Genomic DNA, 25,776 nt, shown 5'->3' with positions numbered 1-25,776 from the left:
CAAGGAGGCGTTGTGCGACATCGTATTCTGACGTTGCTGCTGGGGTTGGCAGTGTTGGTCACTGCTGGCTGTGGCTTTAATCTGCGAGGCACCACTCAGGTGCCACCTGAACTGCAAAAATTATTGCTGGAAAGTAGCGATCCTTATGGCCCGCTAACCCGTGCAATACGTCAACAACTGCGTTTAAGCAACGTAACCATTGTTGATGATCCAATGCGCCAAGATTTACCGACCCTGCGGGTTATCGGTTCATCCGAAAGTCAGGATACCGTGTCAATATTCCAAAACGGTGTCACGGCTGAGTACCAGTTAGTGTTGCATGTGCAGGCGCAGGTATTGATACCGGGCCATGATATTTACCCACTACGGGTCAATGTCTTCCGCACTTTCTTCGATAACCCGTTAACGGCACTCGCGAAAGCTGCCGAAGCCGATGTTATTCGCCAGGAAATGCGTGAACAAGCAGCCCAGCGGTTAGTGCGCCAACTCCTGACCGTACATGCTGCAGAAGTCAAAAACGTACAGGAAAATGGCAGCAATCCGGTTAACAATAAAACCGGTGCTACTAATACGGCGGAAGTTAAAGAAATCAATATCGGCAACTCTGCAGTCAGTACCCCTGCCAAATGATCCGAGTCTACCCTGAACAACTTGTCGCGCAGCTCCATGAGGGGCTGCGCGCTTGCTATCTGTTGTGTGGCAACGAACCCTTGCTGTTACAAGAAAGTCAGGACCACATCCGTCGGGTGGCAGTACAGCATGACTTTACCGAACATTTCAGCTTTGCGCTGGATGCCCATACCGAATGGGACACTATTTTTAGCCTCTGTCAGGCACTGAGTCTGTTTGCCAGCCGCCAGACACTGTTATTGAGTTTCCCTGACAGTGGGTTGACCGCACCCATGAACGAACAACTGGTCAAACTATCAGGCTTATTGCACTCGGATATTTTACTGATTTTACGGGCAAATAAACTGACCAAAGCACAAGAAAACAGCGCATGGTTTAAGGCTCTCAGTAAGAATGGAGTATTGGTCAGTTGCCAGACACCAGAGCAGGCCCAACTTCCGCGCTGGGTAAGTACTCGCGCCAAGAGCCTGAATCTGGAGGTCGATGATGCAGCCATCCAACTGCTTTGTTACTGTTACGAAGGGAATCTACTGGCCTTATCACAGGCATTGGAACGACTGTCATTGCTTTACCCTGACGGTAAATTGACACTGCCTAAAGTAGAACACGCCGTCAACGATGCGGCACATTTTACCCCTTATCATTGGCTCGATGCCTTAATGGCAGGGAAAAGCAAACGTGCCTGGCATATCCTGCAACAGTTGCAGCAAGAAGACAGTGAGCCTGTTATTTTGTTACGCACTCTACAGCGTGAGTTATTGGTGTTACTAACCCTAAAGCGCCAGATGGCTCAACTGCCATTACGAACGTTATTTGATCAATTCAAAGTGTGGCAAAATCGCCGCCCAATGATGACGCAAGCATTGCAACGCCTTTCCATGCCGCAACTGCGGCAAGCTGTCCATTTGTTGGCACAGATGGAAGTCCGCCTGAAACAGGATTATGGTCGGTCAATTTGGCCGGAGTTAGAAACGCTATCTATGCTGATGTGTGGCAAAATATTACCTGAGAGCTTTTTTGATGCCCAATAAATCCCCGACTCGCCCCCTGCATGCTCTGTTCGGCGGTACTTTTGATCCCATTCATTACGGCCATTTAAAGCCGGTTGAAGTATTGGCTCAACAAGTGGGTCTGCAACACATTATTTTATTACCCAATCATGTTCCTCCCCATCGCCCACAACCCGAAGCTAATGCACAGCAGCGGCTGGAAATGGTAAAACTGGCGATTGCAGGTAATCCGCTGTTCAGTGTTGATTCGCGGGAGTTATTACGTGATAGTCCGTCATTTACCATTGATACTTTGGAATCACTGCGTAAAGAACGTGGTGCTGAACTGCCTTTAGCGTTTATTATTGGGCAGGACTCATTATTGTCGCTGCATAAATGGCATCGCTGGCAATCGCTGTTGGATGTATGTCATTTGTTAGTTTGCGCCCGTCCTGGTTACTCACAGACGCTGGAAACACCGGAGTTACAGCAATGGCTCGATTGTCATCGGGTCCTTGACCCACAGGCATTGCGCCTGCGGCCACAGGGAGCAATCTATCTGGCAGACACGCCTTTATTGGCTATTTCTGCAACCGACATTCGCCATCGGCGTCATAATGGGGAAAGTTGCGATGACCTGCTACCACGTGCTGTCCAGCGATATATTGAGTTACAAGGTTTATATCGCGGCTGAGGGCTTATATCGCGGCGCATTGACCCATGTTATACTCCGCCGCTAAATTTCAGGTATTCGCTGAAAACCCCTGTGAAAGAGTAAAAACAGCTGGCTTTCAGCGGCATCCTGCCGATAAATACATCATAACCGTTCATCACAGGTAACCGTACACGGGTATCCCGCGAGACAGTACCTGAGAACGCTATGGACAAAACCACCCGAGGGGGAACCTTTGCAAGGTAAAGCGCTCCAAGAATTTGTTATCGACAAACTCGATGATTTGAAAGGCCAGGACATTATCACTCTGGATGTTCAGGGTAAGTCCAGTATCACTGATTTCATGATCATTTGTACCGGCACCTCTACCCGCCATGTGATGGCGCTAGCAGACAACCTGGTACAGGAATCTCGTATGGCAGGCATGATACCGCTAGGTATTGAAGGTCAGGGTGTCTCTGACTGGGTAGTGGTTGATTTGGGCGAAGTGATTGTGCATGTAATGCAAGAAGAAAGCCGCCGTGTGTATGAACTGGAAAAACTCTGGGGTTAAACGGTGAAACTGCAACTGGTAGCCGTCGGCACTAAAATGCCAGACTGGGTGCAGACAGGTTTTATCGATTACCTGCGCCGCTTTCCCAAAGATATGCCCTTCGAGCTGGTAGAAATACCGGCAGGTAAACGGGGCAAAAATGCGGATATCAAACGCATTTTGGAAAAAGAAGGCGAACTGATGCTGGCAGCGGTTGGCAAAAACAACCGTATTGTCACGCTGGATATCCCAGGTACCCCCTGGGAAACCCCACAATTGGCACAGCAATTAGAACGCTGGAAGCAGGACGGCCGAGATGTCAGTCTGCTGATTGGCGGGCCGGAGGGGTTAGCCCCGGCCTGTAAAGCTGCCGCAGAGCAGAGCTGGTCGCTCTCTGTGCTTACGCTACCCCATCCTTTAGTGCGTGTTTTAGTGGCCGAGAGCCTCTATCGCGCCTGGAGTATTACGACCAATCATCCTTATCACCGGGAATAAGCGGGCGATGAACCTGAGTAAAGTGATGACGTTAAGTAACGTACTGGTTTTGGACAAGATGAAGTAGCTGCGGGATGAAAAAAGAACTTAACCCTTTTCGCGACTATTCGGCTGAATCAGCCTTGTTTGTCCGCCGCGCCCTGGTGGCTTTCCTCGGTATCCTGCTACTAAGCGGGATATTGGTCGCAAACCTGTACAATTTACAGATAGTGCGCTTTGAAGATTATCGCACGCGCTCCAACGAAAACCGCATTAAGCTGGTTCCTATCGCCCCCAGCCGTGGCATGATATTTGACCGCAACGGTACTCCACTGGCGATGAACCGGACTATTTATCAGTTAGAACTGATGCCGGAAAAAATCGAAGACCTCCCCGCCACACTCAATGCACTGCGTCCCATCGTAGACCTAACGGATGAGGATATCGCCAATTTTGAAAAAGAACGTAAGCGCGCACGTCGCTTTACTTCAATTGCGGTTAAAACACCGCTCACCGAAGTACAAGTCGCCCGTTTCGCCGTTAACCAATTCCGTTTCGCCGGTATTGAAGTCAAAGGTTACCAACGCCGCTTCTATCCGTATGGATCTGCCCTGACCCATGTTATAGGCTATGTTTCTAAGATTAATGATAAAGATGTCGAACGGCTGGATAAAGAAGGCATTCTCGCTAACTATGCCGCCACCCACGATATCGGTAAGCTCGGTATTGAGCGCTATTATGAATCCGTATTACATGGGAAAACCGGTTACGAAGAAGTTGAAGTCAATAACCGTGGTCGAGTGATCCGCCAATTGCATGAGCAGCCGCCACAGGCCGGTAAAGATATTTATCTGACACTCGATTTGCATCTGCAAACCTATATCGAAAAATTACTCAGTGGCAGCCGTGCTGCGGTGGTGGTCACCGATCCACGGACCGGCGGTATATTAGCCTTGGTATCAAACCCCAGTTATAACCCGAACTTGTTTGTCGATGGTATCTCCAGCAAAGATTATCAGGGGCTATTGGACGATCCGGACCGCCCGCTGATTAACCGGGCCACACAGGGTGTTTACCCCCCGGCCTCAACAGTAAAACCCTATATTGCCGTTTCCGCACTGAGTGCGGGTGTTATCACCAAAAATACCAGCCTGTTTGATCCCGGTTGGTGGCAACTGCCTGGCTCCGAAAAACGCTTTCGCGACTGGAAAAAATGGGGCCATGGTCGGTTGAATATCACCAAGGCATTGGAAGAGTCGGCAGATACCTTCTTCTATCAGGTTGCTTATGACATGGGGATTGATCGTTTATCCTCATGGATGAGCAAGTTCGGTTACGGTGAATATACCGGCATCGATTTATCTGAAGAGCGGGCCGGCCTAATGCCTACCCGTGAGTGGAAACAAAAACGCCATAAAAAACCGTGGTATCAAGGGGATACTATCCCGGTAGGTATCGGTCAGGGATATTGGACTGCCACCCCAATCCAGATGGCCAAAGCTCTGATGACACTAATAAATGATGGCGTCGTTAAAACGCCCCACCTGCTACAAAGCACCCGTATTGATGGCGTTTTAGTGCCCTATCAACAAGAAGATCGCACGCAGATTGGTGATATTCATTCTGGTTATTGGGAAATTGCCAAAGATGGCATGTATGGTGTCGCCAACCGCCCGAACGGGACGGGTCGGAAGTTCTTTGAAGGCACCCCATACAAGGCTGCGGTAAAATCCGGTACCGCACAGGTTTACAGCTATGAAACCTATAATGCCCATAAAGTGGCGGAGCACCTGCGTGACCACAAATTAATGGTTGCTTTTGCACCCTACGAGAGCCCTACAGTCTCTGTTGCCATGATATTAGAAAATGGCGGTGCCGGGCCTGCGGTGGGAACCATTACCCGCCAAATACTCGACCATATTTTGTTGGGTGATAACAATACTGAATTACCGGATGCGGCTCCTCTGCCTCCAGGTGTTGAAGCAGATTAATTGAAGCGGATTAAGGTAGCTCATGACTGATAATCAACAAAAAGGTTCTTTGTGGTACAAGATGCACATCGACTTGCCGTTTCTGATTTGCGTGCTGGCCCTGCTGGCTTATAGCGCCTTCGTGATGTGGAGTGCCAGCGGGCAAGATGTTGGCATGATGGAGCGCAAGGTAGGCCAAATTGCCATGGGCCTGGTTGTTATGCTGGTAATGGCACAAATACCGCCACGCGTTTATGAGAGTTGGGCACCCTATCTCTATTTTGTTTGTGTCATTTTACTGGTACTGGTTGATGCATTTGGCCAAATCAGTAAAGGGGCGCAACGTTGGCTGGATTTGGGCTTTATCCGTTTCCAACCCTCTGAGATTGCTAAAATTGCGGTGCCGCTGATGGTGGCACGTTTTATGAACCGTGATGTCTGCCCGCCTTCGTTGAAAAATACCGGTATCGCACTGATTCTGATCTTTATGCCGACCTTACTGGTGGCCGCTCAGCCCGATCTTGGAACCTCAATTCTGATTGCCGCCTCCGGTCTATTTGTTTTGTTCCTTTCTGGCATGAGTTGGCGCTTAATCGGCATTGCTGCCGTATTAGTCGCTGGATTTATTCCTATTCTGTGGTTCTTCCTGATGCACGGCTATCAGCGGGACCGTGTGATGATGCTGTTGGACCCGGAAAGTGACCCGCTCGGGGCCGGTTATCATATTATTCAGTCTAAAATTGCGATCGGTTCTGGCGGGTTATCCGGTAAAGGCTGGCTACACGGCACTCAGTCACAGTTGGAGTTCTTACCGGAACGCCATACTGACTTCATCTTTGCGGTACTGGCAGAGGAACTGGGGTTAATTGGCGTACTGGTGCTATTGGGGCTTTATCTGTGCGTCATTATGCGTGGTCTGGTGATTGCCGCCAATGCGCAAACCACCTTTGGCCGGGTTATGGTCGGAGGATTGATGCTGATACTGTTTGTCTATGTATTTGTTAACATAGGTATGGTCAGTGGAATTTTACCTGTGGTTGGCGTACCTTTGCCTTTGGTCAGCTATGGAGGCTCGGCGCTGATAGTTCTGATGGCCGGGTTTGGTATCGTGATGTCGATACATACTCATCGGAAAATGTTATCTAAGAATTTATAGAGGTGAGCAATGCGTAAGGAATGGCTTTGGGTAGGCATCGCAGGCGTGCTGTTATCAGCATGTACCAATCAGCCTCCGGCACCCCAGCAACAAGTGCAACAAACATATAACGGCCCGGTGGAAGAGATCGGCGGGGCCGAGCCACGCTATGAACCATTCAATCCTAACTTTAATCAGGATTATAAGGTTAATGGTCAGTCCTACAGCATTATAAAGGATCCGCAAAACTTCACTCAGGTTGGCCTGGCTGCCTGGTATGGCGAAGAAGCTAACGGCAACTCCACGGCTACCGGCGAAATCTTTGATCCCAATGCCTTAACCGCCGCTCACCCGACTTTACCCATTCCAAGCTATGTACGAGTCACCAACATCAGTAATGGCCGCCAAATTGTGGTCCGAGTGAATGACCGCGGCCCTTATACCGCAGGGCGGGTGATTGATTTATCCAAAGCGGCGGCTGATCGTCTGAATATATCTAATAACACCAAAGTGAAAATTGATTTTATCAATGTCGCGCCTGATGGTGCGCTCTCTGGCCCCGGAATGGTAGGAACCACTATCGCCAAACAAAGCTACGCGTTACCAAGCCGCCCGGATTTGACCTCCAGTGGCATGGGGACGCCAATGCAACAGGATGCTCCCGCGGTAAGCGCACCTGTACGCCCGATTGATAATAGTCATTTGTCTGGCGCTGACGCCACGCAACCGGTCGCCCCACAAAGCAGCGGCTTCCTACGCGCATCAACGCCGGTACCGGCTGGGGTGCTGGAAAGCGCAGAACCCACGCTGAGTTCATCATCAGTAATGAGTTCAGAACCGGTAAGGCCGCCGGTGGTCGCCAATCCTGGCCCCGTGACGTCAGCCGTCGTTGCATCACCAACCGCTGCTGCAACATCGGGCGGTTATGTGGTTCAGGTTGGTGCATTGAGCGATGCTCAGCGGGCGCAAACCTGGCAGCAAAGCCTGAGCCAACGTTTTGGCGTACCGGGTAAAGTGACCACTAATGGCAGCGTACATCGGGTTCAGTTAGGGCCATTTAGCAGCCGCCAGCAAGCTGTTGAATTACAACAGCGCTTGTCGAGCGAAGCACAGCAGCAATCATTTGTGGTCGCGGCACCTTAAATCACAACCAAAGAGCCAGACATGCCTTGTAGCAATTTAAGGTCCGTCTGATAAAAATAACCGTAACTCCCCATGCAAACAGGATGTTACGGTTGAAAGCATCACTGTAACCGCGTGGATAAATCTGCCGGTAGCAATAAATAAGCGCCACAGAGTACCGGGTTCACGGGGTGTCTGTTAGAACCTCATCTGGTATAGTGTGGCACCTTCTTAACTTACTCCCACGGATGTTGTTGTCCTGATCATGAAATATGTAACTACTTCTCGCATTATCAAGAGCCTGGCGCTCGGCACTGTTATTGTTATGAGCACAGCTTCTGCTGCAAATGCTGATGACGTCAATTTGAAAACCATGATCCCCGGCGTGCCACAGATCGACGCAGAAGCCTACGTTCTGATTGATTACAACTCCGGTAAAGTATTGGCGGAAATGAATGCGGATGCACGCCGCAATCCGGCCAGCCTGACCAAAATGATGACCAGCTATGTCATCGGCCAGGCCATCAAAGCAGGCAAAATCGGGCCAGAAGATATGGTTACCGTCGGCAAAGATGCCTGGGCAACGGGCAATCCCGAATTCAAAGGTTCTTCGTTGATGTTTTTGAAACCTGGCGACCGTGTGCCAGTCTCTAAACTGACCCGAGGCATCAATCTACAATCGGGTAATGATGCCTGTGTCGCAATGGCTGATTACGTTGCTGGCAGCCAGGACTCATTCGTTAACCTGATGAACAACTACGTTAAAGCGCTGGGCCTGCAAAACACCCAGTTCAAAACAGTCCATGGTTTAGATGCTGAAGGCCAGTACAGTTCAGCGCGCGATATGGCCTTGATTGGGCAGGCATTGATCCGCGATGTGCCCGATGAGTATGCCATCTACAAAGAGAAAGAATTTACTTTCAATAATATCCGCCAAATGAACCGCAATGGTTTACTGTGGGATACCAGCCTGAATGTCGATGGCATCAAAACCGGCCATACTGAAGCGGCTGGCTATAATTTGGTCGCCTCGGCAACCGATGGTCAGATGCGCTTGATCTCAGCGGTACTGGGTGGACACACCTATAAAGGCCGTGAAACTGAAAGTAAAAAGCTGCTGACTTGGGGCTTCCGTTTCTTTGAAACCGTGGCACCACTGAAAGTTGGCAAAGAATTTGCCTCAGAACCGGTCTGGTTTGGCGACAGTGATCGTGTGCAGTTAGGGGTTGATAAAGACGTTTACCTGACTATCCCACGTGGCCGTATGAAAGATCTAAAAGCCAGCTATGTGTTGAACACCCCTGAGATCCATGCCCCACTGGCGAAAAATCAGGTTGTGGGGATGATTAACTTCCAGTTAGATGGTAAAACCATCGACCAGCGCCCATTAGTGGTGATGAACGAAGTTAAAGAAGGCGGGTTCTTCAGCCGCATGGTGGATTACATCAAACTGATGTTCCACCGCTGGTTCGGTTAGTCGCTTGACTTGAAAACCAACAGATAATCCCCATATTATAAATAATGTCAAACTCCCACCTCCGTGGGAGTTATAATTTTATAGCCGGGCACTTTTATTGTTATCTCAACACCCATCCGGCAACAATCTGTCCGTCAATACCCAGGAGCACACATGAAAACTAAACTGAACGAACTGCTTGAGTTCCCTTGTTCTTTTACCTACAAGGTAATGGGCATTGCTGAACCACAGTTGGTGGACCAGGTGGTTGAAGTGGTACAGCGCCATGCTCCGGGTGATTATACCCCGCAGGTAAAACCGAGCAGCAAAGGCAACTTTCACTCTGTCTCCATCACCATTACAGCCACCCATATTGATCAAGTGGAAACGCTGTATGAAGAACTGGGTAACCTGGAATTGGTGCGGATGGTGCTGTAGTTCAGCCCAGTTTGCCTGATGGCGAAATATCCAATCTATTCTCAACCACCTTATTATGGCCCGGACTGATTATTCGCGCTCCGGGCCTTACTTTGGCGTTTAAACTCATCATGGTGTCGGAAAGCCAGATTTTCAAACAGCAAACCTGCCTTTAAAAATACCAAACCTGTTTTTGAATACCAAACCTGTTTTTAAATACCAAACCTGTTTTTAAATACCAAAATAGTGGCCCCATACTATTGGGCTGATATACTGATGCCACCATTTCTGTAACCAGACGATGCCTCGCTTGCAACAACACAAGATCATTTTACGTCAGCTAGGGTTACAGCCCTATGCCCCCGTATCTCAAGCCATGCATAATTTCACCGAGTTCCGCACTGATACCACTGTGGATGAAATCTGGCTGGTTGAACATCAGCATGTTTTTACTCAAGGTCAGGCAGGAAAAGCTGAACATGTCCTGATGCCGGGTGATATTCCGGTCATCCAAAGTGACCGAGGGGGGCAAGTCACCTATCACGGCCCCGGACAGCAAGTTATGTATGTCATGCTCGATCTCAAACGTGCCAAAGTGGGTGTTCGGCAACTGGTCACCGCGATTGAAAATACCGTCATACAGACACTGGCTCATTTGGGTATTGATGCGCAGGCCCGCCCAGATGCCCCCGGCGTCTATGTCGACCAACAGAAGATATGCTCGTTGGGGTTACGCATCCGTAGGGGTTGCTCGTTTCACGGCCTGGCGCTGAATATCGACATGGACTTGGAACCATTCCAACGCATTAATCCGTGTGGTTATACCGGCATGCAAATGACCCAAGTTAGTGCGTTGAAAGCAGGGACTACTGTTGCCGATATTCAGCCAATATTAGTGCGTGAGTTTACCCGTGAATTAGGCTATCCACAGGCAGAACAGCAACCCTGGTCACTGGCAGACTATTTATCATCTGGCGTATTGTAAGTTATGTCATTAACAGCGCACCGCTTGCAATATACCGACAAAGACCTACAAAAGTGGGGGCTGAATGGGCCGGATAAAAATGATATAATTTTTAAACAATTTTCAAAAAAATTTTAACGAAGACCACATCACGTTGAATTAAATGAAAAATCTCAAGTTGAGAGATTCAGAACTGGAACCTGCACGATTATGAGCAAACCGATTCAGATGGAACGCGGTGTAAAATACCGTGACGCAGATAAAATGGCGTTAATCCCGATTAAAACTGTGGTTACCGAACGCCAGGAACTGCTGCGTAAACCCGAATGGTTGAAAATCAAGCTCCCCGCTGATTCCAGCCGTATTCAGGGTATCAAGGCCGCAATGCGTAAAAACGGTCTGCACTCGGTTTGCGAAGAGGCATCCTGCCCTAACTTGTCTGAGTGCTTTAACCACGGCACCGCAACCTTTATGATCCTCGGCGCAATTTGTACCCGCCGTTGCCCATTCTGTGACGTTGCCCATGGTCGCCCGGTGACACCGGATGCTAATGAGCCAGAAAAACTGGCTCAAACCATTAAAGATATGGGGCTGCGCTATGTGGTTATCACCTCGGTCGACCGTGATGACTTGCGTGATGGTGGTGCTCAGCATTTTGCAGATTGTATCTCAGCCATTCGTGCCAAGAATCCCACCATTAAAATTGAAACACTGGTGCCTGATTTCCGCGGCCGTATGGATCGTGCGTTAGATATTTTGACCGTCACGCCACCGGATGTGTTTAACCACAATCTGGAAAACGTTCCACGGGTATATCGCCAAGTGCGCCCAGGAGCTAACTACGCGTGGTCGCTTAAATTACTGGAACGCTTTAAAGAAGCCCATCCGGACATTCCGACTAAATCAGGCTTGATGGTGGGATTAGGTGAAACTAATGCAGAAATCGTTGAAGTTATGCGTGATTTGCGCCGCCACGGGGTCACCATGCTCACGCTGGGTCAATACTTGCAACCTAGCCGCCACCATTTACCGGTGCAGCGCTACGTCAGCCCGGCTGAGTTTGACGAAATGAAAGCGGAAGCAATGGCAATGGGCTTTACCCATGCTGCTTGTGGTCCATTTGTTCGCTCCTCTTACCACGCCGACCTGCAAGCAAAAGGATTAGAAGTAAAGTAAGCGAATCTGGCCTGAATAGATGTTCAGGCCAATCACGCTGAAATATTTTATTACATCTTAAGCGACAGACAAACAAAAACGGATTTCCACTGGAGATCCGTTTTTTGTTATCAGCCTACTGTGCTGTTATCAAACACAGCATTGCTGCTGTTGATAATACCTCAGCAAAAGGATCGTCATACCTACGCTTGAACCGGGATACCGGCTAAATCAGTTGAGAGCAATCAGTCTTTATGCTCGATCGGCGCTGTCGTTTTTGTTTCATCCGCCACTTTGGACTCAGCAGCCGTTGTTGCCGCAGGTGCCTCGTCATTACCCATGGCCTTTTTGAAACCTTTCAGGGCCGCCCCCAGATCCGCGCCCAATGTGCGCAATTTGCTGGTACCAAACAATAATACAATCAATATGCCGACTACCAGCAATTTGGTAATACTGATACCTTCCATACTCACCTTCTTGATTAGTTTTGTTCATTAAACAGTGAATAGTTAAATAATGGACTATTAACGGGCAAATTACCGATTAAAACAACAGTAATATGTAACAGATTTCGTTAGTGAACTATGATTTATTCAAGAGTCTGCTCTTACTTATTTTGACTCATCCCGGATGAGATATCGCCGTTAACATCCCCCAAAAGTAGAAAGAACAAGGGAACCACCAATTGCCTTATTCAAGTAGAATAAACACCCGCCGATCTGGGTTAAGTTTTGCTAAAAAGACTTACTTACCTCGGGCATTTGGCTTAGGTCTTGGTATGTTTTGTGTTGGCTCTGTGCTCTACAGCCAGAGCGCACCATTATGGCTATGGTTGATGTTAGCTATCAATGGGTTGGTATGGCCACATATTGCATTCCTGCTAGCAGCGCGCTCTGTTCAACCGTTTGAGCAAGAAATAATCAACTTGAAGATAGACTCAGCACTGGGTGGGGTCTGGGTTGCGGTAATGTCATTCAACGCCCTGCCATCAATTGTTATTCTATCAATGATGAGTATGAATAATATTGCTTCCGGCGGTAAAAACATTTTTTGTAAAGGGCTGGCATTACAGATTGCCTGTAGCTTATTGACCGCATGGATATTTAATTTACCCTTTAGACCTGCAACCTTACCGCTCCAGGTTTATGCCTGCCTGCCGATGATCATCATTTACCCTTCCCTATTCGGGTTGGTAACCTATCGAACGGCCAAACGACTGGCTGAAAACAAAGAAGAGCTATTACGTATCAGCGTAAGAGACGGATTAACCGGGTTATATAACCGCAGGCATTGGGAACACCAGTTACATACTCAATTTGACAGTTGCAGGCGCTATCAGCACGGAGCCACGCTGATTTTACTCGATATTGATAACTTCAAATCGATAAATGATACTTTTGGCCATGCGGTCGGCGATGAGGCAATTACCGTTCTTGCCGAAGAATTATTACTGGGGCTGCGGGCCATTGATATTGTTGGCCGCTATGGGGGGGATGAATTTGGGGCTATTTTGCCGAATACAACTGCGGAACAAACGCGGGAAGTCTTAACACGAATTCAGGAAAAGTTGGCCGAATTAGTGTTCACCCAAGCACCACGCCTGCAACTCAGAGTCAGCGCCGGTATTGCTGATTACAGGCACGATATGATTAACTATCAGCAATGGTTGAAAGCAGCAGACTCCGCACTCTATCTGGCGAAAGATAATGGCCGCAACCGTATTGAGCTAGCCAGTTGAGTATCAAACTACAAATTAATATTCAGTCAGTGTATTATTGAGCTTCAAAATCTGGAGATGACATTCCTCCATAACTGCCCTTCAAGGCTGATGATGTCTACGTAACCTTTTCATTAAGGAACGTAGTATTGCGCCTAAGCCTTTCTGAAAAGACCCATTAATAACGATAATAGTACCCCGTACGGTAGCTATCTATAAAGAAAGGTGTTTATGTTTAATACATTACTTGCAGTATTTATTGGTGGTGGCGTGGGCAGCGTAGCCCGCTGGCTGGTCAGTATGAAGCTAAACAGCCTATCGACCCATGTCCCGGTGGGAACACTTCTTGTAAACCTGATCGGTGCTTTTATCATCGGCCTAACATTGGCATTGTTTACCCGTATTGCACATATTGATCCCGTTTGGAAGCTGTTGATTACGACAGGTTTCTGTGGCGGCCTGACGACTTTTTCCACCTTCTCGGTCGAAGTGGTCTACCTAATCCAAGCTGGCAAGCTGGCATGGGCGGCGGGTACTATCTTGCTTAATCTGGCCGGCTCACTTGCCATGACGATGCTGGCCTTTATATTAGTCAATCACTTCGCGGGACAATAATAGTTGTTATTCATAAATAGTGCCGTTTTCCAATTGCTCTGTCACGCAAGCTGAAAACGCATATTGCCAGGAAGGTAACCTACCACTGACTGCATCATCTTAATGTGTTCTTAATCTGCCAGCAGGATAATCAATGGGTAGAGAACAGTTAACCGCTGGTGGTGACTGAAATGATGAATAACGCTATGTTTGGATTACCCAAAAGTCGGACTGAGTGGCTGACAGTGTTTTTTGCCTGGTTATCACCGTCTTTTTTTTCAAAGTATACCTGTTCTAGCTCAGGTCATTTACGTTCCTCAGCACTGCCTTTGCTCATCGTAAAATAGCCACTGGCTGATCGCCATTTGATGAAATTTGCCTTTATTTTCATTACCAGACTAGAAATAAAAAACCCGCCTTAACTTAACAGGCGGGTTTTAAGAAATAGGGGCTACTTAGATAGCGATAACATTAGCAGCAGATGGTCCTTTGGCACCGTTGGTGATTTCAAATTCTACACGCTGTCCTTCAGCAAGCGTTTTGAAACCATTACTGGCGATGGCTGAGAAATGAACGAAAACGTCCTTACTGCCATCTTCTGGGGTAATGAAGCCGAAACCTTTAGATTCATTGAACCACTTAACGCTACCTTTAATCTTAGACATCAAACTTACCTTTACGTGAATGTTGGACACAAATAGTGTGTCAAATACAGTACAGCAATAGAACCGTTTTTTGTCCACAGCAGAGATCACAAAAAAGAGCTAAAAAGTGTAAACCGCCCCTTTTCTATTGCGTAGCCAGCACAGAAAACCACATTTTTTTATTTTTATATTCACCTTAACTGGGCCTAAAAAAGCCCCGATGAACCGTCAGACTGTATCTGAACGCTATTCACCTGTATTATACTTACCCATTGGATACACTAATATGAGATGCATGATGAACGGTAGAATAACAACTTTTTTTGAAGATAAAGGCTTTGGTTTTATCACCGATGAGAACGGAGATAACCGTTATTTTCACGTTATTAAAGTTGCTAATCCCGACATGATCAAAAAAGGGGCTGAAGTTACCTTTGAGCCAACAACCAATACCAAAGGGTTGTCTGCATTTGCAGTGAAAGTAGCCATTGAAAGTAAATATATATTCATTGCTAATGAAAGAATTAAACTCACCAGCATCAAGTCGTTCAATACCTTCATTAAAGAAGTTCCTGCACAGGCTGAGGTCGACAAAGCCAACACGATACTTTCAGTGAATTTACTGATGAATAAAATCAGACCGCAGGAAGACGATATTTCAGAGAAAACAGTACCATTGAAAATGTTATCGATAACCACGTTCCAAAATGTAACTTATACATTTTCTGAACATGAAGTCGATATCGACAGCACGGTTGCCAAGTTGAAGAGTATTTAACACTGATTCTACTGAAACAGATTAGCATCACGAGCATCAAGCAGCCCCAAATACCTTTGGGGCTGTCCGGGCACCCCCGGAGATTTGATGCTGGCATCCCTGCCCGCTAACACAAGAGCATCCCTCTGGAATTGGCGGTAAAAGTAACAAAGAATCCAGTTTTTTAATTTTACTATTTGAACATAAACATTTTAATGAGCTCAACGTCAGTACGGGCACCCAGTTTTTTCATGGCCGAACGTTTTTGCCCACTAACGGTTTTTTCACTCTTTTTCAAAATTCTGGCGATATCACCGCCCGAAAAACCTTCATTAAATAGCTTCAACACAATATTTTCATTTGGTGTCAAATACTGACGCTCTGATGATGCCAGTCCCAACACCTTAGTGACTTTACGCTCAACCAAGTTATCTTTCAGCCCACGGAGTTTTCGTTTAAATACAGTCGTAATCTTGTTGATTACGGTATCAACTGAATCCTCTCGAAAGATCATGGTTACATTACTGAATCTGGGGATACCTTGTAAAAAACTATTCAATCTGGCATCGCAAATCAAAAAGACATCGGCTTCCGAAGGTGCTTTATCCAAACGTTTTAACGCTTCGAAAAAACTGAATTCATCGACGCCAATAAAAATCACATCTGCTGAATAAAATGCTTTTCGATAGAATTTAATCTCTTTCTTAAATCCTAATGATGTGAATATTTTTTTTACGACAGTTACCATACCCAGTGTTTGATATTTATCGTTATCGACTATCATACAGCTTATCATATTGGCTACACCCGTTAGCGCTGCTTAGCACCCTATGAATGGTTAACTCATATCCGTTTGTAACGAAATTAAATATCATTACAAATCATACAGATAGTTTCATGTATTATCCTACTTTCTAGTAAACCATATTGGGAGTGGGAAGATATATAGGATGTCAACACCGGAGGATGTAGGAAACGTCTTTTTATCTGAGAAATATTTCCTTACAGCTTACTGTTAGTTGCGTTTTCCAAGCGTGACAGCGTTCGGATTGTATGCAAAAATAGTTAAAAATTAGTAGTCTAAATAGGAAGGTTTCTGATGCTAACCATACGCCCTATGAAGCTGCATCTCTCAATTAACCTTATTTTAAGTCAAGCTACTTTATGAGAAACGTCGGTTTACATGCACTAAAGACATTGAGCTGCTTTTCTGCCGTTACTTTCTATTCCGCGAGTAAAACCTGTACTGAGCAGTGTTTTTTAGGCGGCGAAGTAATGAGTGTTCTGTACTTTTTATCCATTATCGCCACCCCGTTGTTTTTCATGATCATCGGCTATATCGACTCAAATGATGCAATAGATCAAAAAGATATCCTCCGAAAATTAAAATCTATAATAACTATTATTATCTTCTGGAACGTTCTTTTCTACTTTATCAATGAGGACGGTTTCAAACGGGGGTATTTCCTGCAAAGTTGGCTTTTATTTAGCATTGCCATCATTTACCTTATCAATCCGATAATCTCCAAAGTTTTAAAAAGCAATAGAACTGCAATAATAACACTTTCATGTCTGGTTATTTTCTCCGTCACCATCGACCTGATCAGTGCATTTACTGAAAGACCCTATTTGATTGATTTCCCACAATACTTCAGGCTATGGACGTGGATCTTCTATTATATGGCCGGCAGGTTCCTTTGCTCAAGAATGTGTCAGAAAATAACAAAGCTGCCAAGAATACGTCTGGTGGCCAAAGTGCTGTTACTGCCAACCGCAATCTCGATGTATTATTACGAAAGCTTTATGTCGATTTATGTGTATAAAACAGTGAATGCGGCTTACTTCCTCGATAACTTGCATGTTTTAATACTGAGTTTATGCTTATTTGTCATATTTGATAATTTTGACACTAAACACGAATGGATAAAGAAAACCCTGGCTTATATCAGCCCTTCAATGATCGGGGTTTACATATTGCATGATGGGATTTTCTATTTTATTGCCAGCGCATATAACCTATCAGATGTAACATTGAGGTTTACGCTGCTATTATCCGTATTTGCAGCCTCAGTATTGCTATCACGCATTCTGTTACTCAATAAATACACATCACGTTTTATCTCCTTTTGATTGATATTGCCTCTAAAGCGAGATAAAGCAGGCTGATATCACACTGCGCTGCCACGGTAACCCGTGGTAGCAAGAGATGGGAGATTGGATTTAAACTGAGCCTGACTATTTTGCAACTGGACGATGTTTTTTAGCTGATTTTCCGTTATCTTCTTGGGCTGCCAACCTAAAACCAACTAGTTATCACGAGAGCAGAACTGAAATGAGAAAAACAACGATAATTATGATAGCCATAGCACTCGCGGTATACGTTTACACTCAATTTACCGGAGTCTAGGGCTATTGAACCTATGCTAAAAGTCATTGCCGAGGATTTTATAAAACCGGAACACGTCAATGATGTTATGCCACTCTATAAAGAGTTAGTGGCAAAAACAAAACTTGAACCACTCTGTATTTCTTATCATTTATTTATCGACCATAAAGATCCAGGCCACTTTATTTTTATTGAAGAGTGGCCAGACCAGGCGGCTTTGGATACCCATTGTGCAACCGCGCACTTCAGACAATTAGTGCCACATATCAATCAATATCAACGAAAAGACGGCACCTTTATTCTGATGCGCTGTTTTGAATAACAGGAGGAGTCACACATCACCACGCAAATTATTCCTCTTCATGGTATTGATTTTGCCACATGGCTGTATAGCGCCCATTCTTAAGCAATAATTCCTCATGGCGTCCACGTTCAACGATCGAACCCGCATCCAATACAATAATTTCATCAGCATCAATTATTGTTGATAAACGATGAGCAATCACCAGCGTGGTGTGATCGCGGCTAACCTCTCGTAGATGAGACTGGATTTCACGCTCAGTTTGAGTATCTAACGCACTGGTCGCTTCATCAAATACTAATATGGCTGGATTTTTAAGAATAGTGCGAGCAATCGCCACCCGCTGTTTCTCACCGCCGGATAGCTTAAGCCCACGCTCACCGACCCGCGTATCATATCCATCTGGCAGGCTACTGATAAATTTGTGAATATGCGCCAGCTTCGCTGCACGTTCTATTTCTTCAAAGGTTGAGGAGGTTTTGCCGTAAGCAATGTTATAACGCAGCGTGTCGTTAAACAGCATGGTATCTTGGGGCACAATGCCAATTGCCTCACGTAAGCTTGACTGAGTTACAGCCCGAATATTCTGATTATCAATATAAATAGCGCCGCCAGTGACGTCATAGAAGCGGAACAATAAGCGTGAAAGTGTAGATTTGCCAGCGCCCGAGGCTCCCACTACAGCGACTGTTTTACCCGCAGGAATGGTGAAACTCACGTTATCTAAAATAGGTCTGCGCGGATCATAACCAAAGCAAACTGAGTCAAAACGCACTTCACCTTGTGTTAATTTCAAAGGCAATGCATCAGGGTTATCAGTAACTTCCTTTTTAACCATTAGCAGATCGAGCATATTCTCCATATCAATCAGAGCTTGTCTTATCTCTGAATAAATGAATCCAAAGAAATTGAGTGGCTGATATAACTGAAGCAGATAGGCATTAACCAACACAAAATCACCTATGGTCATCTGACCTTGAGTGATACCTTGCGCCGCCATCGCCATCATAACCACCAAGCCAACAGAGATAATTGCCGTCTGCCCCAGGCTCAATACGGTAAAACTGAATTGACTTTTGATTGCAGCATGTTCGTACAGTTGACGTGACGTATTGAAACGCTGAGCTTCAAACTCTTCATTACCAAAGTATTTAACAGTTTCGTAATTGAGTAAGCTATCAATAGATTTAGTGTTGGCATCCGCATTAGCCTTATTGAGCTCACGCCTGAAGCGGGTTCGCCAACTGACAGCCATAATGGTAAACAAGATGTAGCACCCGACGGTCACCAGAATGGCAACAGCAAACCAGCCATCCAGCAGATGCCACATGATAAGTGACACTAGCGTTATCTCAAATAGAATGGGGAATATCGAGAACAGCAGGCGTGAAAGCACTGTAGCAACGGCTTGCGTTCCGCGCTCAATAGACAGTGACAAACCACCGGTTTGCCTATCCAGATGGAAGCGTAAACTTAACTCATGTAATTGTTTAAATACACGTAACCCAAGTAACCGGGTCGCATTCTGACTGACATGCACAAACATTAGGTTACGCAGTTCCTCAAATAACGAGGCACTAATTCTCGCTATTCCATAAGCGATAATAAAGCCAATCGGAATAGCCAGCATCTTGGCATTGCTACTGCTTAAGGTGTCGACCATTGCTTTGTAGGCCAATGGGACAAGCGTAGTACTGACCTTAGAAACCACCATAAATATCACGGCAGCAACCAGATAATAGCGTAATTTGGCGCTATTTTTAGGCCACAGATAGGGCAACAGGAATTTTAGTAAGCGGGAACGATCCATATTATCTATTTGTCATCTCAGGTGAAACCGGCGCATTTATTTTTTTATATTTTGCCACGTATAAATGTAATAGCCTAATAAGCCGTCGTCGCATAACTCAAGCACGGCCGCCGGTTCACGTCACAAGACAGGCCCCGGAAGCCGCGATTAATCGCATTCTTATTCGTCGAAGAACCAGTAGCCTTGATTAATCAATTCAGTTAACTCAGTGACAAAAACCGGATTATGTAGCGCGTCCCCCAGCTCTTCCTGGCCAATAACGGTGTAACGGCACAGAGCATCAACGGCCTTAGCATCGACCATTTCCAACCGTTCGCTGTTAATAAAGAAACTATCGCCGACTTGCAGCACTCGCAGCCCGCTAAGGCGCGTCAAGACCCCACCATCCATCAAGGCATCGGCAATCTCATCCGGTTCATAAGCTGGCTGGGCTGGAGAGATATCCAACTCGTGGCGCGGCGTCGTGGCGAAGCACCCAAACCACTGTTTAAAATCTTCCGGCTGATTAACCATGTTGAGTATCATCCGGCGCAGTCGATCAAGTTCATACTCTTCAACTCGCCCCGGATGCTCCCGGCAGGTTAAATCAGGGTCGCTGTAGTGCTCGCCGCCGAGATCGTTTTCCAGCGCATAGTCAGCGAAGCTGCTGATTAAGTCCCTGCCATTGGGTCCGCGGAATCCGACAGAGTAGTTAAGCGCAGTTTCGTGAGTAAAACCGTCGTGAGGGAAACCAGGCGGAATATATAAAATGTCGCCCGGTTCGAGGTCTTCATCAATGATCGGTGTGAAAGGTTCAACGTGCAGCAACGCCGGATGCGGGCAAAACTGCTTCAAAGGCAGTTTATCTCCAACTCGCCAACGGCGGCTACCCATCCCCTGAATGATAAATACATCGTACTGATCGATATGTGGTCCGACACCGCCGCCCGGTACAGAAAAGGAGATCATCAGGTCGTCTAAACGCCAGTCGGGCAGCACACGAAACGGACGCACCAGTTCAGCTGACGGGGCATGCCAGTGATTCACCGCCTGTGCCAGCAACGACCAACCGGTTTCACCCAGATTATCAAAATGCTCAAACGGCCCGTGACTGGCCTGCCACTGGCCATTGGTATGGCTGACCAAACGGCTATCGACCTCGGTCTCCATCGCCAGCCCCGCCAGTTCGTCCGGCGTAATAGGATCGACAAAGTTCGGAAAGGCATTTTTTAATACCACAGGTTGTTTTTGCCAGTATTTTTCTAAAAATTCGGGCCAGTTAAGGTTAAGTTGATAAGCCATGCTTTAACACCAGTGAGAAGACAAACGGCCCTGATTATAAAGTGGCTGGCGCCCCGGCCGCCTTGTCATGGGTCAAGGCTCGGTGTTCAGCTAAGAAAAAATGAATAAACCGAGCCATTTTTCGATCCGAATGAACCTCATCCTTGAGGCTCACACCTTGCATGCCAGCATCAATGCTGTGCAAATCGTTTGCTGCCTACCTGCAATGCCCATTAGTTGGCATATAATTTATATTTCTCGCGTAACGTAATATAATTATCGACGCCGGGCTGCCAGCGGGACTCAATGTAATTAACGGTTTCCTCAATGGTCAATTTTCTTTCGGTAGCCTCTTCCATCAATTTAACCAAATTACGCGTACCGGTTAATTTGGCCAGCCAGAGAGGCCGGATTAAAAAATACGCTTCCTGATAATCCAGGTAATTAGCTTCCAACTGTGGGGCGATGGCCGTTGCATAACCGGCATCCTTAAACTTGAACCACCATTCAACAAAATAACGGATCGTGGGTTTAATTTGAGTGACATCGGTGGCGGTAAACGCCTCGCCGCACACTTCTTTGCCAGCATGCGGCCAACCGGTTTTTTGCTGGTTAATATCCACCTGATAACAGGTGTTGACATAAAACGCTCGGGAAGGAAAACCCAGTTGCTCAAAGGGATGGTCTGAGCCTCTTCCCATATTGACACTGGTGGCCTCAAATAGCCCCAGGGAAGGATAAAGATAAATAGACAGATCACTGCGTAAATTTGGCGAAGGCCTCACAGGCAATGAATAAGGTGTATCGTGCGTATAATTACCCATAGCAATGACAGTCAAATCTTCGGGGGGAAACTGGTAAGCTTTAATACCGACTGCCTGCCAACTGGTATCATCGAAATGTGTTAACCAGCCCTCATTGACTATCATGCGGGCAAATTCTCCCGACGTCAGTCCGTGAACCATCGGAATGGGATGCATACCGATACCTGATATATTTTCTTCTTCAAGAATCGGCCCGTATACATGATTGCCGAGTGGATTAGGCCGGTCGAATACCATAAATTGTTTATGATATTTTTGTAGGCTTTCCAGCATATGATGCATGGAGATGGTATAAGTAAAGAAACGCACCCCAACATCTTGTAAATCATAAATGACGATATCAATATCAGATAACTGCGCCTCTGTGGGATGCGCCCGTACACGCCCGTCTTTATCCCGCCCATATAAAGAAATAATGGGTAGACCGCTCTGCTTATCAATATGATTATCGTCACCTAACCCAGCATCGGCATTACCACGGATACCATGCTCAACAGAGAATAATGTCGTTACAGTGAAGCCGAATTTATTTTGCTCAGATAACAATTTGTCAATGCTATGACGCCCCGCCTTGTTAAGCGAACTTTGGTTTACCATTAAGCCAACTCGCTTATTTTTAAGCAGTGGCCCATAAATATTTTCCTGATCAATGCCTAAAATAATCTCTTGAGTCACGCAGGCTATGCCAGCGTTGATAATGAAAAATGAACACAGACACAATAATGTTTGCAGGAAATGCCTCATTCCTTGTCTCTCGCTATTAATAAATGAATGTTCTGATATGGCTGATTCAATATCAGAAGTTATGCCTCAATTCCACAGCCCAGAACCAAAAATTGTTGCTGGTTTTATGACTGTCAGTCCAGGTTTGCTCCGGGCGGTAATAGGTATCTGCAAATATTGAGGTTTGCTTCGTAAGAGGGTACAGCAGTTGTAAACCATAACGGCTGCGGTTCTTTTCTTTATATAAGGTTTCATGGTTATTCGAATCACGAAAACTCTGCGTACCTTTAACCAATGCCAGTCGGGTGTAAGGCATAACTAGCAATCCGTTATCGAATTTATACCGGTAAATCCCCCACAAGAAATGCTCTTTGTTATAAAGCGTATTTACCAATTGCTCATCGATGTATAAATAGTTCAACCAGAGTGAATTTTTTGGGTTAAAGGTAATATTTGCGCCAGCGAAGTGCTCGTTGATTTGGCTCCAGTCCCGTTTATATACACCATAGTCCCCTTTCGCGCGTGCATAGTCCAATTTGCGATCAATCAAGCGGAATGACAAACTGGCGTTAAAACTCAGATTGTCTGAATATTTATAATACGCTTGTGGGCGGATCCAGATTTCGTGCCGTTCTTCGCCTTTGCGGATATCCCCTTGATACTCTGGAGCCGCCAGCGCCGGATTATTTATTGATGAAAAATGCCAGTTATCATTACGATAACCTAAGCGCAACTTTGTATTACCGCTCTGACCATGGTAGGTAAAGGGAAATATTCGGGTTACCCCAGCCTGCCAGCGCGTCCGGTCATACTCTTGATTATGGTCCAAATAGGTTTTCAAGAACTGAACATCATATAGCCATAATGAGTCATTCTGGTACATATAGGCACCGACATACGGTGACGTCGCCATACTGCCTTTAATAAACTTCCAACCATCATCGCTATCTATTTCTTGTTCTAAACCTATATAGGTTTCAAAGTTCCAGGCTTTTTTCTTAAGTTTATCCTGAATCTCTTTTTTTTCTTTTTCTATTTGTTGTATTTTTTTATTTAGCTTACTAATTTCCTGATCGTAGTTAGTTTCAAACTCATCCGCCAATATTGGCATGCACATTGTTATCGCGCTAAAAACTATAATTCCTTTTAATATATTCATTTTTACCTTCAGCGATTTTTATAACGTTGTTAATCCATGACCACGCGGATAGAGTATCTGGCTATTATCAGGGGTTTTAATGTCTACCGGTAATTTCCCGTGTGGTTCGACGAGTACATTTAATTTTCCTTCTGGTCCCTGGAACAGCGTTCTTAATCCGCTGCGAATATTAGTTTCCAGACTGTTACGCACGTTGTTGGTAACATCGAATCCAGTGATGCCATAAATCGCAATATTTGCCTTCACCGCGGATAAATAAGCAATATCGTAAGGGTTACGACTAGAGATGACGACTAGCGGTATATTAGCCTTATTCGCCGCATCGATAACTCGCTGGGCATTAACTGGATTAAGCTTGAGATTGTAGGTGGCCAGTATAATAAAATTTTGGCCTTGAATCTGTTTTGCTATATCTTCGGCGTTAATATCGTCCTTATCCAGTTTGATGACTTGATTTTTAACGTCAAAGGTGACATTAAATTCATTCGCAATATCATCAAGATGCTTCTTAATTAGCTCGTTACGCGGTTTTTCATCGGAAAAAACCATTATCTTATTCTGTTTATTAAGGCGGTAAGGTAGAACATTATCATTCTTAATCAGTGTAATAGCCTGCTCGGAAATAAAATTCTCAAGATCCTTATGACTTTTTGACGCGACGACTTTTTCAGCCATGGCGACATCATGAGGCATCGGAGAAATTCGTTTATTGAGTTTGGTGTAAATCACCCGTTGTGCCGAATCCTGAATGCGTTGATTAAGCTCTGGGTTTTTTACGGCTTCGGCTTTCAAATAATCATAAAGCGCATTAAGCTGCTCAATACTGGCACTATCCTTTATTTCCATCGGCATTAATACAATGTCATTACCTGCCAAAATGGCCTGCTTGATCGACCAATTGCGATCAAAATTATGGGTAATAGCGCCCATATCCATCGCATCCGTCAGGATCAGCCCATCAAATTTAAGTTGGTTACGTAAAATATCAGTCAGGATCGGCTTCGACAACGTGGCCGGGGTACCGACTGGTTCACCCTTGATATTTGTCAAAGTGGTGTCATCCAACGCTGGCACCACAACATGGGCAGTCATAATAGCATCGCTAACAGGCATGACTTCCACGAACGGTTTCAACTCTACCTGCTGCCATGCAGCTTTATCAATATTGATGGTTGGTAGGGCGAAATGTGTATCTGAGCTAACATTACCGTGGCCTGGAAAATGTTTCAGCGAAGTGAGTACATTGTATTTATGGATACCATTGATATAGCTACGCGCTAATTCCCCCACCAGCACCGGATCGTCTGAGTAAGAGCGCACACCAATAACAGGGTTATTTTGGTTATTATTGACATCAACCACTGGGCCAAAATTAAAATTAAAACCAAGGCTGGATAATTCATAACCATGAATGCTGCCGACCTGCTGAGCCAATTTTGCTGATCCTGTCGCACCCAGCGCCATATTTCCTGGCATTTCGGTACCCACGCGTAAGCGTGTTACATAACCCCCCTCCTGATCAGTACTAATAAACAGCGGTAAATTACTGCGCGCACGCTGAAGATGATTAATTAATTCAACTGTCTGTGGAGTATCAATCAAGTTTTCGCGAAAAAGAATGATCGACCCTAAATGATAATCGTGAATCACTTTACTGATATCATCATTAATTTCAGTGAAAGGTTTTTTATTTCCGTGGTTATCATCCCCCCAATAACGAACATCTAACATTATTATCTGCCCAAGTTTTTCTTCAAAACTCATTTTAGCAATGATTTTTTCAGCCGACATTTGGGGAGATTTCCACATGCCTTTAAGTTGTGTATCGGGAACAACCTCTGCGTAGGTACAGGCGCTAAATAAGAATATTGCGGGTATTATTTTTTTCATAAACTCCTCCATTAGTTATGTTTTTCAGGGATTTTACTTTTTACCATAAGGAATAAAGTGATAATTATCACAGTTGGTTGATTCAACTTTTCGAGCCAAAAGGAATATAATTATTATTTTTTTGATGGTTAATTACTTAAAACCTGATACCCACAGAGATGATGCAAGGAATAATTTTTTAGCATCAGGAATAT

General features: G+C 45.6%; 25 protein-coding genes and 1 riboswitch. Of the genes, 17 read left to right on the top strand and 8 right to left on the bottom strand.

What is annotated here, in order from left to right; all coding sequences use genetic code 11:
* Positions 1-12: 12 nt before the first annotated feature.
* From lptE to lipA, 12 genes are all read left to right on the top strand, one after another.
* On the top strand, positions 13-630 hold the full coding sequence (gene lptE, locus AEP37_RS05580) for an LPS assembly lipoprotein LptE (protein WP_049611113.1): 618 nt from the start codon (positions 13-15) through the stop codon (positions 628-630).
* Complete coding sequence (gene holA / locus AEP37_RS05575) at positions 627-1,661, top strand: DNA polymerase III subunit delta (protein ID WP_049611110.1); 1,035 nt, start codon at positions 627-629, stop codon at positions 1,659-1,661. The genes lptE and holA overlap by 4 nt, the downstream gene beginning before the upstream one ends.
* Positions 1,651-2,313, top strand: a complete 663-nt coding sequence (gene nadD / locus AEP37_RS05570) for a nicotinate-nucleotide adenylyltransferase (protein WP_049611107.1) — start codon at positions 1,651-1,653, stop codon at positions 2,311-2,313. The genes holA and nadD overlap by 11 nt, the downstream gene beginning before the upstream one ends.
* Positions 2,314-2,527: 214 nt before the next feature.
* Positions 2,528-2,845, top strand: a complete 318-nt coding sequence (gene rsfS / locus AEP37_RS05565) for a ribosome silencing factor (protein ID WP_049611104.1) — start codon at positions 2,528-2,530, stop codon at positions 2,843-2,845.
* A 3-nt stretch (positions 2,846-2,848) separates the two neighbouring features.
* A complete protein-coding gene (gene rlmH / locus AEP37_RS05560) occupies positions 2,849-3,319 on the top strand; it encodes a 23S rRNA (pseudouridine(1915)-N(3))-methyltransferase RlmH (protein ID WP_049611101.1) in 471 nt (156 codons plus the stop codon).
* A gap of 74 nt (positions 3,320-3,393) precedes the next feature.
* Entirely contained in the window at positions 3,394-5,289 is a 1,896-nt protein-coding gene (gene mrdA / locus AEP37_RS05555) for a peptidoglycan DD-transpeptidase MrdA (protein ID WP_049611099.1), read from the top strand.
* A 22-nt stretch (positions 5,290-5,311) separates the two neighbouring features.
* Positions 5,312-6,424: a peptidoglycan glycosyltransferase MrdB gene (mrdB, locus tag AEP37_RS05550; protein WP_049611097.1), complete on the top strand. Its 1,113-nt coding sequence runs from the start codon at positions 5,312-5,314 to the stop codon at positions 6,422-6,424.
* Between the two features lie 9 nt (positions 6,425-6,433).
* Positions 6,434-7,546 (top strand): endolytic peptidoglycan transglycosylase RlpA, encoded by a 1,113-nt coding sequence (gene rlpA / locus AEP37_RS05545; protein ID WP_049611094.1) that lies wholly within the window; start codon positions 6,434-6,436, stop codon positions 7,544-7,546.
* 244 nt (positions 7,547-7,790) lie between these two features.
* Positions 7,791-9,002 carry a D-alanyl-D-alanine carboxypeptidase DacA gene (gene dacA, locus AEP37_RS05540; protein WP_049611091.1) on the top strand — a complete coding sequence of 404 codons (1,212 nt, stop codon included), beginning with the start codon at positions 7,791-7,793 and terminating at the stop codon, positions 9,000-9,002.
* 153 nt (positions 9,003-9,155) lie between these two features.
* Entirely contained in the window at positions 9,156-9,419 is a 264-nt protein-coding gene (gene ybeD, locus AEP37_RS05535; protein ID WP_049611088.1) for a DUF493 family protein YbeD, read from the top strand.
* A 280-nt stretch (positions 9,420-9,699) separates the two neighbouring features.
* Complete coding sequence (lipB, locus tag AEP37_RS05530; RefSeq protein ID WP_049611086.1) at positions 9,700-10,383, top strand: lipoyl(octanoyl) transferase LipB; 684 nt, start codon at positions 9,700-9,702, stop codon at positions 10,381-10,383.
* A 189-nt stretch (positions 10,384-10,572) separates the two neighbouring features.
* Complete coding sequence (gene lipA, locus AEP37_RS05525) at positions 10,573-11,538, top strand: lipoyl synthase (RefSeq protein ID WP_049611084.1); 966 nt, start codon at positions 10,573-10,575, stop codon at positions 11,536-11,538.
* Positions 11,539-11,762: 224 nt separating this feature from the next.
* Here the strand turns inward: lipA and tatA are convergent, their stop codons facing one another.
* Complete coding sequence (gene tatA / locus AEP37_RS05520) at positions 11,763-11,984, bottom strand: Sec-independent protein translocase subunit TatA (RefSeq protein ID WP_049611081.1); 222 nt, start codon at positions 11,982-11,984, stop codon at positions 11,763-11,765.
* Between the two features lie 218 nt (positions 11,985-12,202).
* On the opposite strand from tatA, the gene AEP37_RS05515 reads away from it, so the two are divergent.
* Both AEP37_RS05515 and crcB read left to right on the top strand, forming a co-directional pair.
* The gene (locus AEP37_RS05515) at positions 12,203-13,255 is read left to right on the top strand and encodes a diguanylate cyclase (RefSeq protein WP_072086246.1); all 1,053 of its coding nucleotides are present in this window, start codon (positions 12,203-12,205) and stop codon (positions 13,253-13,255) included.
* 44 nt (positions 13,256-13,299) lie between these two features.
* A riboswitch (Fluoride riboswitch) is annotated at positions 13,300-13,362 on the top strand.
* A 103-nt stretch (positions 13,363-13,465) separates the two neighbouring features.
* Complete coding sequence (gene crcB / locus AEP37_RS05510) at positions 13,466-13,849, top strand: fluoride efflux transporter CrcB (RefSeq protein ID WP_049611075.1); 384 nt, start codon at positions 13,466-13,468, stop codon at positions 13,847-13,849.
* A 434-nt stretch (positions 13,850-14,283) separates the two neighbouring features.
* On the opposite strand, the gene cspE is transcribed toward crcB, so the two are convergent.
* Positions 14,284-14,493, bottom strand: a complete 210-nt coding sequence (cspE, locus tag AEP37_RS05505) for a transcription antiterminator/RNA stability regulator CspE (protein ID WP_002210315.1) — start codon at positions 14,491-14,493, stop codon at positions 14,284-14,286.
* Between the two features lie 277 nt (positions 14,494-14,770).
* Between cspE and AEP37_RS05500 the strand changes: the two genes are divergently transcribed.
* On the top strand, positions 14,771-15,250 hold the full coding sequence (locus AEP37_RS05500) for a cold-shock protein (RefSeq protein WP_049611072.1): 480 nt from the start codon (positions 14,771-14,773) through the stop codon (positions 15,248-15,250).
* A gap of 172 nt (positions 15,251-15,422) precedes the next feature.
* On the opposite strand, the gene AEP37_RS05495 is transcribed toward AEP37_RS05500, so the two are convergent.
* The gene (locus AEP37_RS05495; RefSeq protein ID WP_049611069.1) at positions 15,423-16,013 is read right to left on the bottom strand and encodes a helix-turn-helix transcriptional regulator; all 591 of its coding nucleotides are present in this window, start codon (positions 16,011-16,013) and stop codon (positions 15,423-15,425) included.
* Between the two features lie 380 nt (positions 16,014-16,393).
* Between AEP37_RS05495 and AEP37_RS05490 the strand changes: the two genes are divergently transcribed.
* Together AEP37_RS05490 and AEP37_RS05485 are read left to right on the top strand one after the other, a co-directional pair.
* Positions 16,394-17,359, top strand: a complete 966-nt coding sequence (locus tag AEP37_RS05490) for an acyltransferase (protein WP_049611067.1) — start codon at positions 16,394-16,396, stop codon at positions 17,357-17,359.
* Between the two features lie 290 nt (positions 17,360-17,649).
* Positions 17,650-17,937 carry a putative quinol monooxygenase gene (locus AEP37_RS05485; protein ID WP_049611063.1) on the top strand — a complete coding sequence of 96 codons (288 nt, stop codon included), beginning with the start codon at positions 17,650-17,652 and terminating at the stop codon, positions 17,935-17,937.
* A 28-nt stretch (positions 17,938-17,965) separates the two neighbouring features.
* Here AEP37_RS05485 and AEP37_RS05480 read toward each other — a convergent pair whose 3' ends face one another.
* The 5 genes from AEP37_RS05480 to AEP37_RS05460 all read right to left on the bottom strand — a co-directional run bounded on the left by AEP37_RS05480 (position 17,966) and on the right by AEP37_RS05460 (position 25,582).
* Positions 17,966-19,726, bottom strand: a complete 1,761-nt coding sequence (locus tag AEP37_RS05480; protein WP_049611061.1) for an ABCB family ABC transporter ATP-binding protein/permease — start codon at positions 19,724-19,726, stop codon at positions 17,966-17,968.
* Between the two features lie 159 nt (positions 19,727-19,885).
* Entirely contained in the window at positions 19,886-21,007 is a 1,122-nt protein-coding gene (locus tag AEP37_RS05475) for a ribosomal protein uL16 3-hydroxylase (RefSeq protein ID WP_049611059.1), read from the bottom strand.
* Between the two features lie 212 nt (positions 21,008-21,219).
* Positions 21,220-22,554, bottom strand: a complete 1,335-nt coding sequence (locus tag AEP37_RS05470) for an exo-beta-N-acetylmuramidase NamZ family protein (protein WP_049611056.1) — start codon at positions 22,552-22,554, stop codon at positions 21,220-21,222.
* A 52-nt stretch (positions 22,555-22,606) separates the two neighbouring features.
* Positions 22,607-23,692: a hypothetical protein gene (locus AEP37_RS05465; protein WP_049611053.1), complete on the bottom strand. Its 1,086-nt coding sequence runs from the start codon at positions 23,690-23,692 to the stop codon at positions 22,607-22,609.
* An 18-nt stretch (positions 23,693-23,710) separates the two neighbouring features.
* On the bottom strand, positions 23,711-25,582 hold the full coding sequence (locus tag AEP37_RS05460; RefSeq protein WP_049611051.1) for a glycoside hydrolase family 3 protein: 1,872 nt from the start codon (positions 25,580-25,582) through the stop codon (positions 23,711-23,713).
* Between the last annotated feature and the right edge of the window lie 194 nt (positions 25,583-25,776).

This window comes from Yersinia pekkanenii, assembly GCF_001152565.1.
Taxonomy (GTDB): domain Bacteria; phylum Pseudomonadota; class Gammaproteobacteria; order Enterobacterales; family Enterobacteriaceae; genus Yersinia; species Yersinia pekkanenii.
The sequence above is the reverse complement of the archived record's forward strand: the minus strand, read 5'-3'. Positions and strand labels throughout refer to the sequence as shown.

Coding starts and splice junctions, on each gene's coding strand:
- nadD (WP_049611107.1), top strand. CDS start 1,651: ATGCCCAATAAATCCCCGACTCGCCCCCTGCATGCTCTGTTCGGCGGT.
- AEP37_RS05495 (WP_049611069.1), bottom strand. CDS start 16,013: ATGATAGTCGATAACGATAAATATCAAACACTGGGTATGGTAACTGTC.
- AEP37_RS05475 (WP_049611059.1), bottom strand. CDS start 21,007: ATGGCTTATCAACTTAACCTTAACTGGCCCGAATTTTTAGAAAAATAC.
- AEP37_RS05485 (WP_049611063.1), top strand. CDS start 17,650: ATGCTAAAAGTCATTGCCGAGGATTTTATAAAACCGGAACACGTCAAT.
- AEP37_RS05470 (WP_049611056.1), bottom strand. CDS start 22,554: ATGAGGCATTTCCTGCAAACATTATTGTGTCTGTGTTCATTTTTCATT.
- rlpA (WP_049611094.1), top strand. CDS start 6,434: ATGCGTAAGGAATGGCTTTGGGTAGGCATCGCAGGCGTGCTGTTATCA.
- dacA (WP_049611091.1), top strand. CDS start 7,791: ATGAAATATGTAACTACTTCTCGCATTATCAAGAGCCTGGCGCTCGGC.
- cspE (WP_002210315.1), bottom strand. CDS start 14,493: ATGTCTAAGATTAAAGGTAGCGTTAAGTGGTTCAATGAATCTAAAGGT.
- ybeD (WP_049611088.1), top strand. CDS start 9,156: ATGAAAACTAAACTGAACGAACTGCTTGAGTTCCCTTGTTCTTTTACC.
- AEP37_RS05500 (WP_049611072.1), top strand. CDS start 14,771: ATGAACGGTAGAATAACAACTTTTTTTGAAGATAAAGGCTTTGGTTTT.
- AEP37_RS05490 (WP_049611067.1), top strand. CDS start 16,394: ATGAGAAACGTCGGTTTACATGCACTAAAGACATTGAGCTGCTTTTCT.
- crcB (WP_049611075.1), top strand. CDS start 13,466: ATGTTTAATACATTACTTGCAGTATTTATTGGTGGTGGCGTGGGCAGC.
- mrdA (WP_049611099.1), top strand. CDS start 3,394: ATGAAAAAAGAACTTAACCCTTTTCGCGACTATTCGGCTGAATCAGCC.
- holA (WP_049611110.1), top strand. CDS start 627: ATGATCCGAGTCTACCCTGAACAACTTGTCGCGCAGCTCCATGAGGGG.
- tatA (WP_049611081.1), bottom strand. CDS start 11,984: ATGGAAGGTATCAGTATTACCAAATTGCTGGTAGTCGGCATATTGATT.
- mrdB (WP_049611097.1), top strand. CDS start 5,312: ATGACTGATAATCAACAAAAAGGTTCTTTGTGGTACAAGATGCACATC.
- lipB (WP_049611086.1), top strand. CDS start 9,700: ATGCCTCGCTTGCAACAACACAAGATCATTTTACGTCAGCTAGGGTTA.
- AEP37_RS05465 (WP_049611053.1), bottom strand. CDS start 23,692: ATGAATATATTAAAAGGAATTATAGTTTTTAGCGCGATAACAATGTGC.
- AEP37_RS05460 (WP_049611051.1), bottom strand. CDS start 25,582: ATGAAAAAAATAATACCCGCAATATTCTTATTTAGCGCCTGTACCTAC.
- lipA (WP_049611084.1), top strand. CDS start 10,573: ATGAGCAAACCGATTCAGATGGAACGCGGTGTAAAATACCGTGACGCA.
- AEP37_RS05480 (WP_049611061.1), bottom strand. CDS start 19,726: ATGGATCGTTCCCGCTTACTAAAATTCCTGTTGCCCTATCTGTGGCCT.